14 protein-coding genes and 2 pseudogenes are annotated in these 14,928 nt (G+C 64.9%); 9 read left to right on the top strand and 7 right to left on the bottom strand.

Translation table 11 applies throughout. The features are described 5' to 3' along the window. Positions 1-111: 111 nt before the first annotated feature. Together ACVIGA_RS13975 and ACVIGA_RS13970 are read left to right on the top strand one after the other, a co-directional pair. Complete coding sequence (locus tag ACVIGA_RS13975; protein ID WP_456666827.1) at positions 112-1,107, top strand: glycosyltransferase family 2 protein; 996 nt, start codon at positions 112-114, stop codon at positions 1,105-1,107. Continuing rightward, a complete protein-coding gene (locus tag ACVIGA_RS13970; protein WP_456666826.1) occupies positions 1,104-2,423 on the top strand; it encodes an O-antigen ligase family protein in 1,320 nt (439 codons plus the stop codon). The genes ACVIGA_RS13975 and ACVIGA_RS13970 overlap by 4 nt, the downstream gene beginning before the upstream one ends. Here ACVIGA_RS13970 and ACVIGA_RS13965 read toward each other — a convergent pair. Beyond that, positions 2,420-3,511, bottom strand: a complete 1,092-nt coding sequence (locus tag ACVIGA_RS13965) for a hypothetical protein (protein WP_456666825.1) — start codon at positions 3,509-3,511, stop codon at positions 2,420-2,422. The two genes, ACVIGA_RS13970 and ACVIGA_RS13965, sit on opposite strands and share 4 nt — an antisense overlap. Positions 3,512-3,701: 190 nt before the next feature. Here ACVIGA_RS13965 and ACVIGA_RS13960 point away from each other — a divergent pair, with 190 nt between their 5' ends. Both ACVIGA_RS13960 and ACVIGA_RS13955 read left to right on the top strand, forming a co-directional pair. Then, the gene (locus ACVIGA_RS13960; protein ID WP_456666824.1) at positions 3,702-4,661 is read left to right on the top strand and encodes a cupin-like domain-containing protein; all 960 of its coding nucleotides are present in this window, start codon (positions 3,702-3,704) and stop codon (positions 4,659-4,661) included. Positions 4,662-4,688: 27 nt separating this feature from the next. Then, positions 4,689-5,879 (top strand): GNAT family N-acetyltransferase, encoded by a 1,191-nt coding sequence (locus tag ACVIGA_RS13955; protein WP_456666823.1) that lies wholly within the window; start codon positions 4,689-4,691, stop codon positions 5,877-5,879. Positions 5,880-5,902: 23 nt separating this feature from the next. On the opposite strand, the gene ACVIGA_RS13950 is transcribed toward ACVIGA_RS13955, so the two are convergent. The 3 genes from ACVIGA_RS13950 to ACVIGA_RS13940 form a co-directional block, all read right to left on the bottom strand. Further along, complete coding sequence (locus ACVIGA_RS13950; protein WP_456666822.1) at positions 5,903-6,850, bottom strand: DUF5996 family protein; 948 nt, start codon at positions 6,848-6,850, stop codon at positions 5,903-5,905. A gap of 159 nt (positions 6,851-7,009) precedes the next feature. Continuing rightward, entirely contained in the window at positions 7,010-7,609 is a 600-nt protein-coding gene (wrbA, locus tag ACVIGA_RS13945; protein ID WP_456666821.1) for an NAD(P)H:quinone oxidoreductase, read from the bottom strand. Positions 7,610-7,699: 90 nt separating this feature from the next. After that, a complete protein-coding gene (locus tag ACVIGA_RS13940) occupies positions 7,700-8,398 on the bottom strand; it encodes a pirin family protein (RefSeq protein ID WP_456666820.1) in 699 nt (232 codons plus the stop codon). Positions 8,399-8,522: 124 nt separating this feature from the next. On the opposite strand from ACVIGA_RS13940, the gene ACVIGA_RS13935 reads away from it, so the two are divergent. From ACVIGA_RS13935 to ACVIGA_RS13915, 5 genes and pseudogenes are all read left to right on the top strand, one after another. Continuing rightward, a complete protein-coding gene (locus ACVIGA_RS13935) occupies positions 8,523-9,437 on the top strand; it encodes a LysR family transcriptional regulator (protein WP_456666819.1) in 915 nt (304 codons plus the stop codon). Positions 9,438-9,648: 211 nt separating this feature from the next. Continuing rightward, positions 9,649-10,653 (top strand): annotated as a pseudogene (locus ACVIGA_RS13930) (Nal1-like putative serine protease); the annotation flags it as partial. Between the two features lie 538 nt (positions 10,654-11,191). Continuing rightward, complete coding sequence (locus tag ACVIGA_RS13925; RefSeq protein ID WP_456671018.1) at positions 11,192-12,085, top strand: hypothetical protein; 894 nt, start codon at positions 11,192-11,194, stop codon at positions 12,083-12,085. A 74-nt stretch (positions 12,086-12,159) separates the two neighbouring features. Continuing rightward, a pseudogene (locus ACVIGA_RS13920) lies at positions 12,160-12,263 on the top strand (tripartite tricarboxylate transporter substrate binding protein); the annotation flags it as partial. 109 nt (positions 12,264-12,372) lie between these two features. Beyond that, on the top strand, positions 12,373-12,765 hold the full coding sequence (locus ACVIGA_RS13915; protein WP_456666818.1) for a hypothetical protein: 393 nt from the start codon (positions 12,373-12,375) through the stop codon (positions 12,763-12,765). 60 nt (positions 12,766-12,825) lie between these two features. Here ACVIGA_RS13915 and ACVIGA_RS13910 read toward each other — a convergent pair whose 3' ends face one another. Genes ACVIGA_RS13910 through ACVIGA_RS13900 form a run of 3 tightly spaced genes read right to left on the bottom strand, consistent with a single transcriptional unit; the run spans position 12,826 to position 14,899 of the window. Continuing rightward, a complete protein-coding gene (locus ACVIGA_RS13910; protein WP_456666817.1) occupies positions 12,826-13,311 on the bottom strand; it encodes a YbaK/EbsC family protein in 486 nt (161 codons plus the stop codon). A 5-nt stretch (positions 13,312-13,316) separates the two neighbouring features. Next, positions 13,317-14,060: a haloacid dehalogenase type II gene (locus ACVIGA_RS13905; RefSeq protein ID WP_456666816.1), complete on the bottom strand. Its 744-nt coding sequence runs from the start codon at positions 14,058-14,060 to the stop codon at positions 13,317-13,319. Further along, complete coding sequence (locus ACVIGA_RS13900) at positions 14,057-14,899, bottom strand: dienelactone hydrolase family protein (RefSeq protein ID WP_456666815.1); 843 nt, start codon at positions 14,897-14,899, stop codon at positions 14,057-14,059. Before ACVIGA_RS13900 ends, ACVIGA_RS13905 begins: the two co-directional genes overlap by 4 nt. Between the last annotated feature and the right edge of the window lie 29 nt (positions 14,900-14,928).

Genomic DNA, 14,928 nt, shown 5'->3' with positions numbered 1-14,928 from the left:
TCCGCGGCCGTATCGCTGCCCGCGCCGGTCACTTTGGGACGGCCATGTCCCATTCCGATCCGTGCCGGGACGGTGCTTCGTGCGGATCGCGATTGCCAGGAGGGCATGGAGATGTCGACTGAGCTTGCTGTAGCGGACCGCGCCTGGGTCACCACCTCGCCCGCGCTGGATTGCTCCATTGAGACCGTCGTCTGCATCCCGAGCTTCCGGAGGCCGAAGCACCTGCGGCTGACGCTGGAGTCCATTGTGGCGCAGCGCACCGAGCGCAGCTTTGCGATCGTCGTGGTCGAGAACGATGCCGCGCGGTGCGAGAGCGCGCCGGTCGCAGCCGAGTTCCTCAATTCCGGCAAGCTTCGCGGTGTCTGCATCGTCGAGCCGCGGCAGGGCAATTGCCAGGCGATCAACGCGGCATTCGAGACCGCGCTCGAGACGTTTCCGAACGCGCAGAACTTCCTGATGATCGACGACGACGAGGTTGCCTCGCCCGATTGGCTGGAGCGGATGCTGCAGGCGGCCGAGAGTTCCGGCGCCGAGATCGTCGGCGGCCCCGTGTGGCCGAATTTCGACGACAAGCACAAGGGCGGCCTCAAGCGCCATCCAGCGTTTGCGCCGGCCTATCACGCCAGCGGTCCGGTCCCGGTGATCTATGGCTGCGGCAACTGCCTGATCCGGCGCGCGGTGTTCGACAAGCTCGGGCAGCCCGCCTTTGACCTGCGTTTCAACTTCCTCGGCGGCGGCGACCACGATTTCTTCGCGCGGGCGCGCCGCGCCGGCTTTCGCTTCTTCTGGGTCACGGACGCCGCCATCAGCGAGACCGTTCCCTCGACCCGGACCAATCTCGGCTGGATCGTGCGGCGCGGATTGCGGATCGGCGCGATCAACTATCACATCGAGCGCAAGGCGGCGCAGACAATGTGGTCGCGCGCGGCGGTCAAGGCCAAGATGTTCGGCTTGGTGCCGTTCTCGCTGTATCGCTTCACGCGCATCGTGCTGCGCGAGCAACAGGCGGTGATTGCGATGCATCCGATGGTGGTCGCGGTCGGCAGCGCGCTTGCCGTGCTCGGCATCGAGCCGCAGCCCTATGCGGCCTCCAAGATCGCGTCGTGAGTGAGTTGTCCGTCACCGCGGAAAGCCGGGCGTTGATCGCCGACATTGCGCGCCGGCCGGTGATGGACATCGTCCGCGGCGCATTCTTTGTCGGCATCCTCCTGCTGGTCTGGATTTCGCTGCGGCCGTTCGCGGATCTGAGCGGCTTCTATGTCGGCGACGTGGTCACCGGCAAGGATGCGGTGCTTTACGCGCTGTTCGGCGTGCTGATGGTCGCGATGCTGGCGCTGACCTTGCGCGACAATCTGCCGGCGCTGAAGTCGCTGCTGACGCCGGCCTTCCTGCTGTTCGTCGGCTGGATCTGCGTCACCGTCGTGCTGTCGTCTGATCCCGCCACCTCGCTGCGCCGCCTGGCGCTGTCGGTGTTCGTCATCGTGGTGACCGCGACGCTGCTGCTGTTGCCGAAATCGCAGGGCGAATTGATGCGCTGGTTCGGCATAGCCGCGCTGGTCCTGCTCGTGACGTGTTACCTCGGCGTCTTCCTGGCGCCGCATCTGTCGATCCACCAGGCCACCGATCCGCAGGAACCGGCGCTTGCCGGCAACTGGCGCGGCGCGTTCGGCCACAAGAACGTCGCGGCCGCGATGATGGCGATGCTGATCTTCCTTGGCATCTATCTGATGCGGGCCGGCGGCTGGCTGTCGGGCATCGCCGTGACCACCCTCGCCGCGGTGTTCCTGTTCTTCACCGCCGGCAAGAGCGCGATCGTGCTCTGTGCCGCCGTGCTGATGCTGACCGCGCTGATGCCGATGATCCGCTCGCTTTGGGGCCGCGCGCTGCTGCTGCTGACGCCGCTGCTGCTGCTCAATCTGTTCAGCGTCGGCACCGTGATGAGCGATACGCTCGCCGCGATCGCCGACCGGATGCCGATCGACACGTCGTTCACCGGCCGCGCCGACATCTGGGCCTTCGCCCTCGAATCGCTGCATCAGCGGCTATGGACCGGCTACGGCTTCGAGTCGTTCTGGGGCACCAGCGCGATCCAGAACCTGCAGGAAGGCAAGGAGTGGGCGGGCTACGCCTCGCACAGCCACAATGGCTATCTCGATACCGCGCTGGGGACCGGTCTGCCGGGTCTCGTGCTGCTGATCGCGGCTGTTGTCGTCAAGCCGTTGCGCGACTTCCAGGCTGCCGATGGCGGCGGCAATGATGCCCCGCTGACGATGCTGTTCCTGCGCATCTGGCTGTTCGGGCTTTATCTGTCGTCGATGGAGAGCTTCTTCCTGGATCGCGCCGACACGATCTGGGTGACGTTCCTGATCGCTGTATTCGGGCTGCATTATCTGGCCCGGTTCCGGATGCGCGGCGAGATCTAGAGCTGTGCGCGGACCGCGTTGGCAACGTCCGTCCACCAGGCGTCGAAATCGAACGGCACGGGCACGGTCGGCCGCTTCAGCGCCGTGACGATCCGGTTGGCATAGGCCGCACTGTCGGCGTCGCGCGGCACCAGCAGGATGGCGCCGCGATCGATCAATTCCTTGAAGCGTGGATGATGGTCGAATTCGTCCGGCAGCGCCGGGCCGGTGACGATCAGGGGCCGGCCGGACTGCACGCAGGCGAGGATGCTGGAGCGTCGCGCGGTCAGGCCCTCGGCGAGCGAGTAGCAGAACACGTCGATCTCACCGAGCAGGCCGAACACCTCGTGATCGGACGCGACATAGCCGGAAACGATCACGTCGCCCTTCAGCCCCAGCTCGGCGACGCGGGCATAGAACTTCTGCTCGATGTTGTCGGTGCCGCGGATGAAGGAGCCGACATAGACGATCAAGGGCTCCAGGCCCCGCTGCTTCAGGATCGCGCCGATCTCAAGTAGCCCGTTCGGCTGCTTGCCGGGATAGATCGAGCCGAAATGCCCGACGATGAGCTGGCCTTTGCTGCGTGCCGCAACGAGCCGCTGCAGCAGCATCGAATCCGAAAAGCCGGCGGGCGCGGCGATGTTTGGCGGCAGCGGCGCCAGCACGCATTTCCGCACCATGCCGCGCATGATGCGATCGTCGGCGAGTTCGCGGCGCACCAGCGGCGAGAACATCACGATGGTGTTGGCGAGCCACAAAGCGGGGATATAGGTCAGCCGGCGGATGCCGTTGAGGCCGGCCCATTCGTGCTGAATCAAGACAACCTTGCGGCGCCGCAGCCGGGCAAACAGCAGCGCGAGCAGCGGGCGTGCAATCACGCGCTTCCAGGCCACGATCGGGAAGTTGCAGACCACGCTGTCGGCGCTGCCGACCGCGCGCCAGGTCTCGGCGATGGTGCCGTCGGTCTGGGTCAGGGTTAACGCCGTGCTGGCGCCGGGCTCGATCTTGTCGAGCGTCTCCTGCAGCAGGCGGGTGAATTGCCCGACGCCGCAGTGCATCTGCGGCCCGGCGCCGAGAAACAGCGCGCGATATCGGGGTGGTTCAGTCATTCAGTCCTGTCGGCCACGGCGGCCGGCTCCGGAAACGTCGCGGTTAGCCATATCGGCGAGACATTAGCGTTGTGTAACCCCGCGCGCATACGCGACGGCACCGTTCTTGCCAATCCCTGCTCAAGAGCTGCCGGCTCGTCCCGGAACGGGACATCGGATGAAGCGAAACGGCGCAGCCAGGAGCGCGACCATGACGACGGGCAAGATCTTCACGAATTGGGATGACGACCATTCCAGGCTCTGGAGCCATCAGCCGATCCGGCTCGAGCACACCATGCACAAGCAGCCGGCGTTTTCGATGGATGATCTCGCCAAGCTGATCGAGCACTATCCGCGCGAGCATTACAGCCTGGTCAAGACCGGCGCCAAGGGATCGAGCCGGGTCTGGCGCGAGGGCGAGATCGGCAGGCTGCGCGGCCATCAGGTGATCGAGGCGATTTCGCGCGGCGGCCTGTGGCTGAACCTGCGCAACGTCACCGCGATCGATCGCCGCTACCGCGACATGATCGAGCGGATGTTCGGCGAGATCGCGGCCAAGGTTCCCGGCTTCGATGCGCCGACCCATCAGGCCGGTATCCTCATCTCGTCGCCTGATGCGCAGGTCTACTACCACGCCGATCTGCCGGGGCAGGGCCTGGTCCAGATCGCCGGCCGCAAGCGGGTCTACATCTATCCCAGCACGCAGCCGTTCATCCGGCCGGAGCACCTCGAGAACATCGCGCTGTTCGACGTCGAGGTCGATATCCCCTACGAGCCCTGGTACGACTGGCATGCACAGGTGATCGATCTCGAACCGGGCCAGATGCTGAACTGGCCGCTCAATGCGCCGCACCGTGTCGAGAACCTCGATACCGTCAACATCTCGATGACGATCTCCAATGTCAACGACGACATCCGCCGCGCCCAGATCCTGCATCTCGCCAACGGCATGTTGCGTCATCGCTTCGGCTACACGCCGCGCAGCCGCAGCATCCGCGGCCCGACCTTCTTCGCCAAGCAGGTGATGCAGAAGCTGCTACGCGACGGCAAGTGGGTGAAGCGCGAACGCGCGGTGCGGCGCACGATCGACTTCCGCCTCGACGAGAGCGATCTCGGCAAGATCGTCGACCTGCCCAAGGACTCGCCCAAGGCGGCGTTGGAAGCGGCGTAAGCGAGCTTGCCGGCAGCAGGTGCTGGAATGACGGTCTTGACGACAGCGGTTGAGAAATTCGGGGCGCGGGTCGGCGCCTATGCGGTCGGCTATCGCGTCGAATTGGATTCCGATTGGGCGCAGGCGGCTGCCCGCTGGGGGACTTTCGAGCCGCTCACGGCGTTCCAGCATCCGCAATGGTATGCATCATGGTACCGCGCCTTCGCGTCGACCGACGGCGTCGAGCCGCTGATCGCCCTTGTCAGCGATGCCGCGACCGGTGAGCGGGCGGCGCTGCTGCCGCTGATCTGTCACCGGCAAGGCAGCCTGCGCATCGTCGAATTCGCCGACCTCAACCTTACCGATTTCAACGCGCCGATCCTCGGCCCCGCCGCGCCGCGCGACGACGTCGCCGCATGGCAGTTCTGGCGGGATTTGCAGGCCGCGCTGCGCAAGGCGCACGGCGGGGCCGATCTCATCCGGTTTCGCAAGATGCCGGTCAAGCTCGCGACGCGACCCAACCCGCTGGCGCTGCTCGATGGCGTCGGACCATCGGTCGTCAACGGCAATCTCTTGACCATCGGCGACGACCACAATGCCTGGCGCTACGAGTTGGACCGCAAGGTCCGCAAGGAATTGGGGCGGAGCTGGCGCGTGTTCACGCGCGAGCCGTCCGCGGCGTTCAGGGTCGCCACAGATACCGGCGAGGCACTCGACCTTCTGTCCACCACGGAAATGCAGCAGGGCGCGCGGCTGAATGGTCTTGGACTCAATTACGTACTCGACAATGCGGACTGCACCGCCTTCTATCGCGATCTCGTGCGCGAAGGCACCAGTCGCGGCTATGCCGTGATGACCGCACTTGTAACCCACGACGAAGTGGTGGCGACGCTGCTCGGCATCCGCACCGGCTCGCGCTACGTCATGATCCGCATCAGCAATGCGGGCGAGAAATGGTCGGCCTGTTCGCCGGGCCGGTTGATCATCGATCGCACAATCGCAGCGCTGCACAAGGATGGTGTGCGGGAGTTCGATTTCTCGATCGGCAATTACAGCTACAAGCGGCGGTTCGGACCGCAGCGTACGCCGCTGGTCGATCTCGGCGCACCCTTGAGCTGGCGCGGACAACCCCACGCGCTGCGCGATCGCGCCCTGCTGGCGCTGCGTCGCTATCCGGAGCTCACCGCGCGGCTGAAGCTGGCGCTCGGCAAGTCGCCCCCCTCGCGCGAAGATGACTGAGCCGTTTGTACGGCGCGCCGGCGTTAGACCCCTCTGACCACGCCCGGCTGGCCCGGTGCGCACTCCAGAGCAGCACGGTCCCAGTTCGCATTGATGGCCGCTGCCTCATAGCTTGATTGCAGGAACTCGAGCAGCGCCTTGTCCGGGTCCGCAGCCATTCGCACGGCGTCGTAGGGCAGGATGAATTCGCCGAGCGCCTCGCTGAAGAATGCAGCATCAGGTCGCACCGGCGTGCTGCGATAGCCCGCGGGTTCCGGATAAGCATAGGAATAGAATGCGGGATAATCGATCGCGCCGCCGCCCGGCCAGAAGCCGGCGCTGCTGACCTCGTGCGAATAGGCTTCGTGCGCCACCTCATCGGGCAAATGCGGCACGCCGCCGGGGTGCCGCGGTGCCGTCCTGCCCGAGAAACGCGTCACGGCGAGATCGAAGCTGCCCCAGAAAAAATGCACCGGGCTCGCCTTGCCGAGAAAGCCGGTCCGGAATTGCTTGAATACGCGGTCGCAGTTCACGAGGATCTGGTGAAAGCGGCGCACAGCGTCCGCATCGTAGGCGGCATGTTGCGTGTCCTGCGAAAACCGGATCGGGTCGGGGATTTCGTTCGGCGTTTCGTCGATGACGACGTCGACGCCGAGCTCGCGCAGGTTCGCCATGATCGCCGCGTAGAAGCTCGCGACCGATTGTCCGGCCAGCGCGAATTGCCGCTCGGTGCCGTCGCTGGTCGAGATGCGCAGCAAATGATCGATGAAATCGAAGTCGATCTGGAACGTGCGGTCGCCATCCGGGATCGGCGAGGTCGTCAGTCCGCGCGCCGTGACATAGAGCGTGACGTGCCAGGAGTGATTAAGCCAGGGCGACTTCGCCAGCCGGATCTTGCCGGCGATTTGGGTGAAGAGCTGAAGCGTGGCGCAGCTGTCGCGCCACGCCGCGGTCGGCAGTTCCGGCCAGCGGGTCTTCGGTGCGTTGGTCATGGCAAACCTCAGGGCTGCGCCGACAAGGAGCCTTGCGGCATATCACGAAAATGGTCCCGATGACCTCGGAAACCGTTGCAGTAGCGAGGGCGGCAATCGTCACCGAGTGCCGCCCTATCGCGCACGTATCGAGCCGGACGTGGAGCCCAGCCGCGCAGTTTAGCCGTGCAGTTTTCTGGCGGCTTCCGCGATCGCGCGGCCCTGATAGCGGGCGCCGGCGAGCTCGTTCTCGCTGGGCTGGCGGCTGCCGTCGCCGCCGGTGATCGTGGTGGCGCCGTAGGGCGCGCCGCCGGTGACTTCGTCGAGCTTCATCTGTCCTGCAAAACCGTAGTTCAGTCCGATCACCGTCATGCCGAAATGCAGCAGGTTGGTGATGATCGAGAACAGCGTGGTCTCCTGGCCGCCATGCTGGGTGGCGCTCGAGGTGAAGGCGCCGCCGACCTTTCCGTTCAGCGCGCCCCGGGCCCAGAGCCCGCCCGCCTGGTCGAGGAAGTTGGCCATCTGCGAGGCCATGCGGCCGAACCGGGTGCCTGTGCCGACGATGATCGCGTCGTAGTTGGCGAGGTCGTTGATCTCTGCGACCGGCGCGGGCTGGTCGAGCTTGTAGTACGAGGCTTTGGCGACTTCGGCCGGCACGAGCTCGGGCACGCGCTTGATGTCGACGGTGGCGCCGGCTTCGCGCGCGCCTTCCGCAACGGCATTCGCCATCGCTTCGATGTGACCGTAGGCGGAGTAATAGAGAACGAGAACCTTGGCCATGATGGCCTCCTTTGGGTTTTGCGGGGGAAGATGATTTCGGGGGGAGGGGCATGCGCGGACGTCGGTCCGCGCATGCAGGGTGAGTGGTGATCAGGCCGCGTCGACCAGCACGAGCTCGACATCCTCGAGCGCGGTGATCTTCAGCTTGGCCTCATCGCGGATCGCGGCGCCGTCGCGCGCATTGACGCGCACGCCGTTGACCTCGATGCTGCCGGCCGCCGGCACCAGATAGAGGTGACGGGCCTTGTCGGCGGCGTATTCCGCGCTCTCGCCGGCCTTCAGCGTGGTGGCGAGCACCCGCGCATCGGCGCGGATCGGCAGCGCGTCGTTGTCGCCGTCGATGCCGGAGGCGATGGTGACGAGCTTGCCCGAGCGGTCCGCCTTCGGGAATGGCTTCGAGCCCCAGGTTGGGTGACCGCCCTTCGTCGTCGGCTCGATCCAGATCTGGAAGATCTTGGTCTTGGACGGCTCCAGATTGTACTCCGAGTGGCGGATGCCGCTGCCGGCGCTCATCACCTGCACGTCGCCGGCCTCAGTGCGTCCCTTGTTGCCGAGCGAGTCCTGGTGCGTGATCGCGCCTTCGCGAACATAGGTGATGATCTCCATGTTGGCGTGCGGATGCGCCGGGAAGCCGGAGTTCGGCGCGATCTCGTCGTCGTTCCACACGCGCAGCGCGCCGTGGCTGACATTGGCGGGATCGTAGTAGCTCGCGAACGAGAAGTGGTGCTTGGCCTTGAGCCAGCCGTGGTCGGCGCCGCCAAGCTCTGCGAATGGTCTGAGTTCGATCATGTGGTGCTCCGTTTGATAGGTTGGTTTCGATCTCGTTGACCCTTGGATATGCCTCCGGCTGTGGTATAGAAATAGAAACTATTGAAACTCATTGTTTCCAAATTGAGTGATCGGGACAGATGCCATGTCGAAACTGCCGGACTTCGAGGCGCTTGCGATCTTCGCAAAAGTCGTGGAATTACGGTCGTTTGCGGCGGCCGCGACCGAGCTCTCGCTGTCCAAGGCGACGGTCTCGAAGGCGGTCAGTCGCCTGGAGGAGCGGCTCGGCGCACGGCTGTTCAACCGCACCTCGCGGCGGCTGGCGCTGACCGATGCCGGCCAGAAATTATCGGAGCGCGCCGCGCGGCTGCTGGCCGATGGCGAGGCGGCCGAGAACGAGGCGCTGGCGCAATCGACCACGCCGCGCGGCCTGGTGCGGCTCGCCGTGCCGATGAGCTTCGGCATCAAGACCGTGGCGCCGCTGCTGCCGGAATTCATGGAGGCCTATCCGGAGGTCGCGATCGATCTGCATCTGAGCGACGCCACCGTCGATCTGATCGGCGAAGGCTTTGATGCCGGCCTGCGCATCGCGCGGCTGCCGGATTCCTCGCTGATAGCGCGGCGGCTGTGCGGCATGCCGCGCTACACGGTGGCGGCGCCGTCCTATTTGAAGCGCCACGGCCAGCCGACCCATCCGATGCATCTCGCCGAGCACAAATGCTTCGGCTACGCCTATCTCTCGACCCAGGGCGTCTGGCACTACACCAACGCGTCAGGGGAGCAGGCGAGCGTGCGTCCCGCCGGCCAGTTGCGCGTCAACAATGGCGAGGCCGTGATGCCCGCGCTGCTCGCCGGTCTCGGCATCGCCGATCTGCCCGACTTCATCGTCGGCGACGCGATCGCCCGCGGCGAGGTCGAGGTGATCCTGAAAGGCTGGAAGCAGCCGGAGGGCGCCGTGCATCTCGTCACGCCGCCCGGCGGCCCGCGGCCCGCTCGCGTCGAGGTGCTGGCGGATTTCCTCGCCAGCCATTTCGCCAAAGGCCGCGGCCAGCGGAAGTAAAAGGCCGCGCCCAGCGCAAATAGAGAGCCGCGCTCACCGGAAGTCGTCGGCACCGCACACGCAGGCTGAACGCCGCGCGGCCCGTCACATTCGTGTCATCCCTTTTAAATTGTATAAGTTGTGTGAACTAACCCATGATCGTGGGCTGCCGCGATCGTCTATTTCTGTGTCCTGAACCTGTTGCCGCCAAGCGCATTTTCGGAGGAACCAGATGATTGATCTGACCAAGCACGATTTCACGTCGTTGTCGGTGAAGGATCTGCTCGATGCCCGCGAGGCCTATCACGTGCATCTGGCCCATCTGCAATCGGTCTACGCCACGGCGATCGGCCGCTATCTGATCCGGGACAACGACCGCAACGCGACAGAACGGCGGCATCATTCCAAGCCGCAGGCGCTCGGACCACGCACGCTGTTCAATTCGTCGGTCAAGGACTGGTCGTGGCCCTGTATCCTCGTCTTCGTGCGGGACTGGATGAAGCGCTCCGATTTGAAGAACCATCCGGAGAAGCAGGACCAGCTGGTGCCTCCGTTCCTGTATCTACCTGACGGGCGCGTCGTGCCCACCTGCGTCGTCAAGGTCGATCCGAATGAGGAAAGCCCCGGCGTCGTCGATCCGCCGGTGTTCAAGAGCGATCTGGTCGGCGGCGGCTTTCCGGTCCAGACCATGATCCAGGGCAAGATCCATCGCGGCTCGATCGGCTGTCTCGTCACCAATGGCGAGACCGTGTTTGCACTCTCCAACCGCCACGTGGTCGGCGCAGCCGGACGCGAGATCTTCGCGGGCTTCAAGAACACGGAGCGTCGTCTCGGCGTCAGCGATGCGCTGCAACTCGGCAAGCGCGCCTTCAGCGACGTCTATCCCGGCTGGCCCGGCGCGCGCGTGGTGGCCAATCTCGATGCCGGATTGATCCGCGTCGACGACGTCAAGGGATGGACCGCGCAGGTCTACGGTGTCGGCCAGGTCGGCGACGTCGTCGATCTCAATGTCGGCACCTTCCGCCTCGAGATCATCAACCAGCCGCTGATCGCGTTCGGTGCGACCAGCGGATTGATGAAGGGCAAGATCATCGGACTTTTCTATCGCTACAAGACCGTCGGCGGCATGGAATATGTCAGCGATTTCGTGATCGGTCCTCGCGACAGCGACACGCCGCTCAACAACTATCCCGGCGATTCCGGCACGGTCTGGTTTCTCGACGATCCGGATGCGAAGAAGAACGCTGGCGGCGCGCGCATCCTCAGTCCCCTCGCGCTGGAATGGGGCGGCCAGGAATTGTTCGGATCGGGCGGCAAGATTCCGATGCAGGTCGCGCTCGGCATCTGCATGGCGACGCTGTGCCGCGAGCTCGATGTCGAGCTGATCGGCGACTGGAACGCCGGCCACACCGAGTATTGGGGTGAATGGGGGCACGTCAAGATCGGCGCCTACGCGACCGGCCTGATCGATGCGAAGCTGCCCAAGCTCTCGGCCATGATGGACGCCAATTCCGACAATATCGGCCTCGACGACAAGCTGCTCCAAGACCTCAAGCCATATCAGCGCGGCGCATTCGCGCCCCTGGCGGACGTCGCCGATCTGGTCTGGCGCTTCACCCGGCACACCGACGAGAGCAACCATTTCGCCGACATGGACAAGCCGGGCAAGGACGGCAAAGACGCTGCTGGATCTGTGCGCCGAGTCCACGCGCAACGTCGATCCAAAAGTCTGGAACGACTACTACGAAGGGATCGGCGAGGACAGGCGCGGCGCGTTGCCGTTCCGGGTCTGGCAGATCTTCGACGAGATGGTCGAATATGCTGCCGCCAACAAGAAGCTGGAATTCGTCTGTGCCGCGGGAATCGTCGCGCACTACATCGGCGATGCCTGCCAGCCGCTGCACATCTCCCAATTCCACCATGGTCTCGATCCGAACGACAAGTCGCACGCCAAGGTGCACAGCGTGTACGAGACCACGATGATCGGCCGCCACGGCAAGGATCTCATCAAGATGATCCCCGACGCCCGCACCAGCGACGTCGCGGAGATCGCTGCGGGCGGCACGCCGACCGGCCGCGACGCTGCGGTCGCCGTGGTCGCGCTGATGCAGCGCACCGTGAAGCGGCTGCCGCCGATGACGATCGTCAATCTGTTCAACTCGCATATGGGGAGCGGCCAGGTCGACGTGCTGTGGTCGAAGCTGAAGGATGCCACGGCGGCCTGCATGCAGGACGGCGCCAAGACCCTGGCTCGGGTTTGGGAAGCGGCCTGGCGGGCCGGCGCAGGTGAGGATCGCGGGCAGGGCGGCAAGTTCGATCAGGGCAGTTTGAGCAAGCTCTACAACGATCCGAGCTTCCTGCCGGCATATCAGCTCCAGCAGCTCACGCTCGATGCCGACGACCACATCGTTCCGATCGGCGGAGGCGGCGCACGTCGCCGGAGTGTGTCGACGGCACGGCGCGCGCGCCCGCAGGCCGCGAAGAAGGCGGCGAAGAAAGCAGCCAAGAGTTCGGCCAGGAAGGCGGTCAAGAAGGCCGCGGCGCGCAAGCGTCCGGCAGCGCCCGCCCCGGTCCGCCGCGCAGCCGCCAGCAAAAAGACCGCAACCAAGCGCGGCGCGGCGAAGAAGCGCTCGTTTGGAAAGACGCGCAAGGCGGCGCGTCGGCGCTAAGGCGCGACGAGACCAGGTCGACCGCGACGGCGCTGCGGAAGGCGCCGGAGATGATCAGGGCCTTGGACACCGCGGGCGTCCGGTCGCTTATCCGGACGCACCGGAGTTTTCAAAATTTGTTGCAGACGACAGCGCGCGCTTGATCGGCGCTGTGAAGAAGATCGGCGAAGTCGAATAAGGAACTCGGTTTCATTCGCTTTCACATTTAGTTGTCTGCACGAACGATCCTTGGCCGCATTCATTTGCCATTTTTGAAGCAAGTCGTCGCGCGGAACCCGCGTGCGCAGATGCAATCGAACTCATTGAATAAAGGCACGGGCATGCAGACGGAGCGAATTGTCCTGAGCTTAGCGATCGCGATCGGCGGCCTTGGCGCCGCGGCGCCTGCGTTGTCGCAGGAGTATCGCGGAACATGGGAACAGCAGATGGCGTGCACGCCCGACGTGATGCGGCTATGCAGCGATCAAATTCCCGACACCAATCGGATCGTCGCCTGCCTGCGGCAGAACACGGCACTGCTTGGCAGTTCCTGCCGTGCGGTGTTCGAGTCGAATGCGCAACAACAGGCGCAAACCCAGGGACGCGTACCTCAGCCGCAGATGCAACAGCGACCGCACGCGCCGCCGCAGATGCAGCCGGCCCCGGTTGCGCCGCCGCGGCCCGATGATGATGAGGATTAGAGCGTTTTCAAGCGAAGTGGATGCCGGTTCGCATGAAGAAAACGCGTCAGAACAAAAATCCTACGGACTAACTTCTACCTGAGACCTGACTTCGCAGACGTCGACCCATTCGGCCGCGGTCAGCTCGGCCATCCGCTCCGGCGTGATGCGCACCGCGCTATGGGTCGAGCCCGCGGCCGGCACCACGATGTCGAATGCCTTCAACGACACATCGCAATACACCGGCAGCGGTGTCTTCAGCCCGAACGGGCAGACGCCGCCGACCTCGTGGCCGGTGATGTCGGCGACCTCGTCGAGGCCGAGCATCTTCGGCTTGCCGCCGAACGCCGCCTTCACCTTCTTGTTGTCCATCCGCGACGTCCCGGCAGCGACGATCAGCACCACGCGATCGCCGACCCGCAGGCTCAGCGTCTTGGCGATCCGCGCCGGCTCGACGCCATAGGCCTCCGCCGCCAGCGCGACGGTCGCGGAGCTCACAGCGGATTCGATCACGGAGATTTCGGGCGCCTTCTCGGCGAAGAAGGCGCGGACGGACTCGAGACTCATGACGTTCAGGACCTTGCAGACACCAGGGCAGGAAGTTCGGACAGGCCGTGGATCCGGTGATCGGGCACCACGCCGAGCTCGTCCATCTGGGTACGCAGGGCCTTGAACATCGTCAATGGGGCGACCGTCTCGCTCTCGACGCAGGCCAGCGCCATCGCCTCCGGCGTGACCCGCTCGATCCAGGCGACATTCAGTCCAAACGCCTTGGCGCCGCAGGCGTCCCACGGATTGGAGGAGATGAACAGGACCTCCGCGGGCGGCACGTTCAGCGCCTCCTCGATCAGCGTGTAGGCCTCGGGCGCCGGCTTGAACACCTTGTGGGCATCTACGCTGATGGTCGCATCGAGCAGGCGGTCGAGGCCGGAATTGCGCACCAGCGCATTCAGCATGTCAGGGCTGCCGTTGGAGAGGATCGCGAGCTTCTTGTCCTTCATCGCCTCGAGCGCGGCGACGGCATCCGGATACAGCGCAAGATGCTGATACTTGTCGATGATGCGCGCAAAGGTCGCTTCGTCATATTGCAGGCCGAGGCAGCGCAGCGTGTAGGTGAGGGAATCGCGGGTCGCTGTGGCGAAATCCTGGTAGCGCCGCATCAGCGTGCGCAGCCAGGAGTATTCAAGCTGCTTGATGCGCCAGACCTGGGTGATGATGTCGCCATAGCCGGGGAATGCATCCTCGGTGATTTCGGCCACCGACTGGACGTCGTAGAGCGTGCCATAGGCGTCGAAGACGATTGCTTTGATGCTCATTGAGTTTTCTCTTGCCCGCCAATGGTCGCATACAGGAATTTCCTGAGAGCGTCGATGGACTGATCGCGGACCTGCTCGTTGAATTCGAGGTGATGACCGAGCAGCCGCCCCGGTATGCGATATTGCGGCTCGTCAAAATCGTGATGGGCGCCGGGATAGACGATCAGCTCGATCGGATAGCCAAGGCCCTGCTGCCGGGAGATGCCGTCATCGTCGCGGCCTTCCGCCAGGTTCCGGCACTCTTTCGCGGGCGTCCAGTCGTCGAGTTCGCCGACCATGATCAGGGTCGGCACGGTCATGTTGCCCTTGATGCCGAGGCAGCGCGGATAGAAGGCGACGGCGGCGCGGAATTTTTCCGTTGCGTTGACCTCGATCGCGCCGCGCTCGACCGAGAGCAGTGCGAGCCATCCGCCTTGCGAAAAGCCGATCACGGCAATGCGTGTCGGATCGACCAGGGATTGCCGGCTCAGGAAGCTCAGCGCGCGGTAGGCGTCGTGAACTGTTGCGGCCGGGGCATCGCCGGTGCAGGTGTTGCTGATGCCGCGCGGACCGAACCGGTCCACGGTAAGCGTGACATAGCCCCAGGCCGCGAGCCGTTTGCCCCAACGCTCGTCGAGTTCCCGCCACTGCCCGCTGCAGCCGTGCAGCAACACCACCGCGGGCAGGAGGCCTGGTCGCTCCGGCCGGCGTAACAGGCCCTGCAGCGGTTGCGCGTTGTTGAGCGGGCTTTCGAACTCGACCAGCACGGAAGGTGCTTCGGCCGCTGCCGCAGGCCTGCCGCCCGCGCTCCCGACCAGGAGCACGGCGAGGAGGATGGCAAGTCCGGCCCGGTTGTTCATCGGCCGCCCCGCAAGCGTGCGGCCGATGA

The sequence above is a fragment of the Bradyrhizobium sp. USDA 3240 genome (genome assembly GCF_054063295.1).
This window is presented reverse-complemented; position numbering and strand designations above follow the sequence as displayed.

Excerpts from the sequence above, each read along its gene's own strand:
- wrbA (WP_456666821.1), bottom strand. The coding sequence starts at position 7,609 with ATGGCCAAGGTTCTCGTTCTCTATTACTCCGCCTACGGTCACATCGAA.
- ACVIGA_RS13950 (WP_456666822.1), bottom strand. The coding sequence starts at position 6,850 with ATGACCAACGCACCGAAGACCCGCTGGCCGGAACTGCCGACCGCGGCG.
- ACVIGA_RS13940 (WP_456666820.1), bottom strand. The coding sequence starts at position 8,398 with ATGATCGAACTCAGACCATTCGCAGAGCTTGGCGGCGCCGACCACGGC.
- ACVIGA_RS13905 (WP_456666816.1), bottom strand. The coding sequence starts at position 14,060 with ATGAGCATCAAAGCAATCGTCTTCGACGCCTATGGCACGCTCTACGAC.
- ACVIGA_RS13910 (WP_456666817.1), bottom strand. The coding sequence starts at position 13,311 with ATGAGTCTCGAGTCCGTCCGCGCCTTCTTCGCCGAGAAGGCGCCCGAA.
- ACVIGA_RS13915 (WP_456666818.1), top strand. The coding sequence starts at position 12,373 with ATGCAATCGAACTCATTGAATAAAGGCACGGGCATGCAGACGGAGCGA.
- ACVIGA_RS13975 (WP_456666827.1), top strand. The coding sequence starts at position 112 with ATGTCGACTGAGCTTGCTGTAGCGGACCGCGCCTGGGTCACCACCTCG.
- ACVIGA_RS13935 (WP_456666819.1), top strand. The coding sequence starts at position 8,523 with ATGTCGAAACTGCCGGACTTCGAGGCGCTTGCGATCTTCGCAAAAGTC.
- ACVIGA_RS13965 (WP_456666825.1), bottom strand. The coding sequence starts at position 3,511 with ATGACTGAACCACCCCGATATCGCGCGCTGTTTCTCGGCGCCGGGCCG.
- ACVIGA_RS13955 (WP_456666823.1), top strand. The coding sequence starts at position 4,689 with ATGACGGTCTTGACGACAGCGGTTGAGAAATTCGGGGCGCGGGTCGGC.
- ACVIGA_RS13960 (WP_456666824.1), top strand. The coding sequence starts at position 3,702 with ATGACGACGGGCAAGATCTTCACGAATTGGGATGACGACCATTCCAGG.
- ACVIGA_RS13900 (WP_456666815.1), bottom strand. The coding sequence starts at position 14,899 with ATGAACAACCGGGCCGGACTTGCCATCCTCCTCGCCGTGCTCCTGGTC.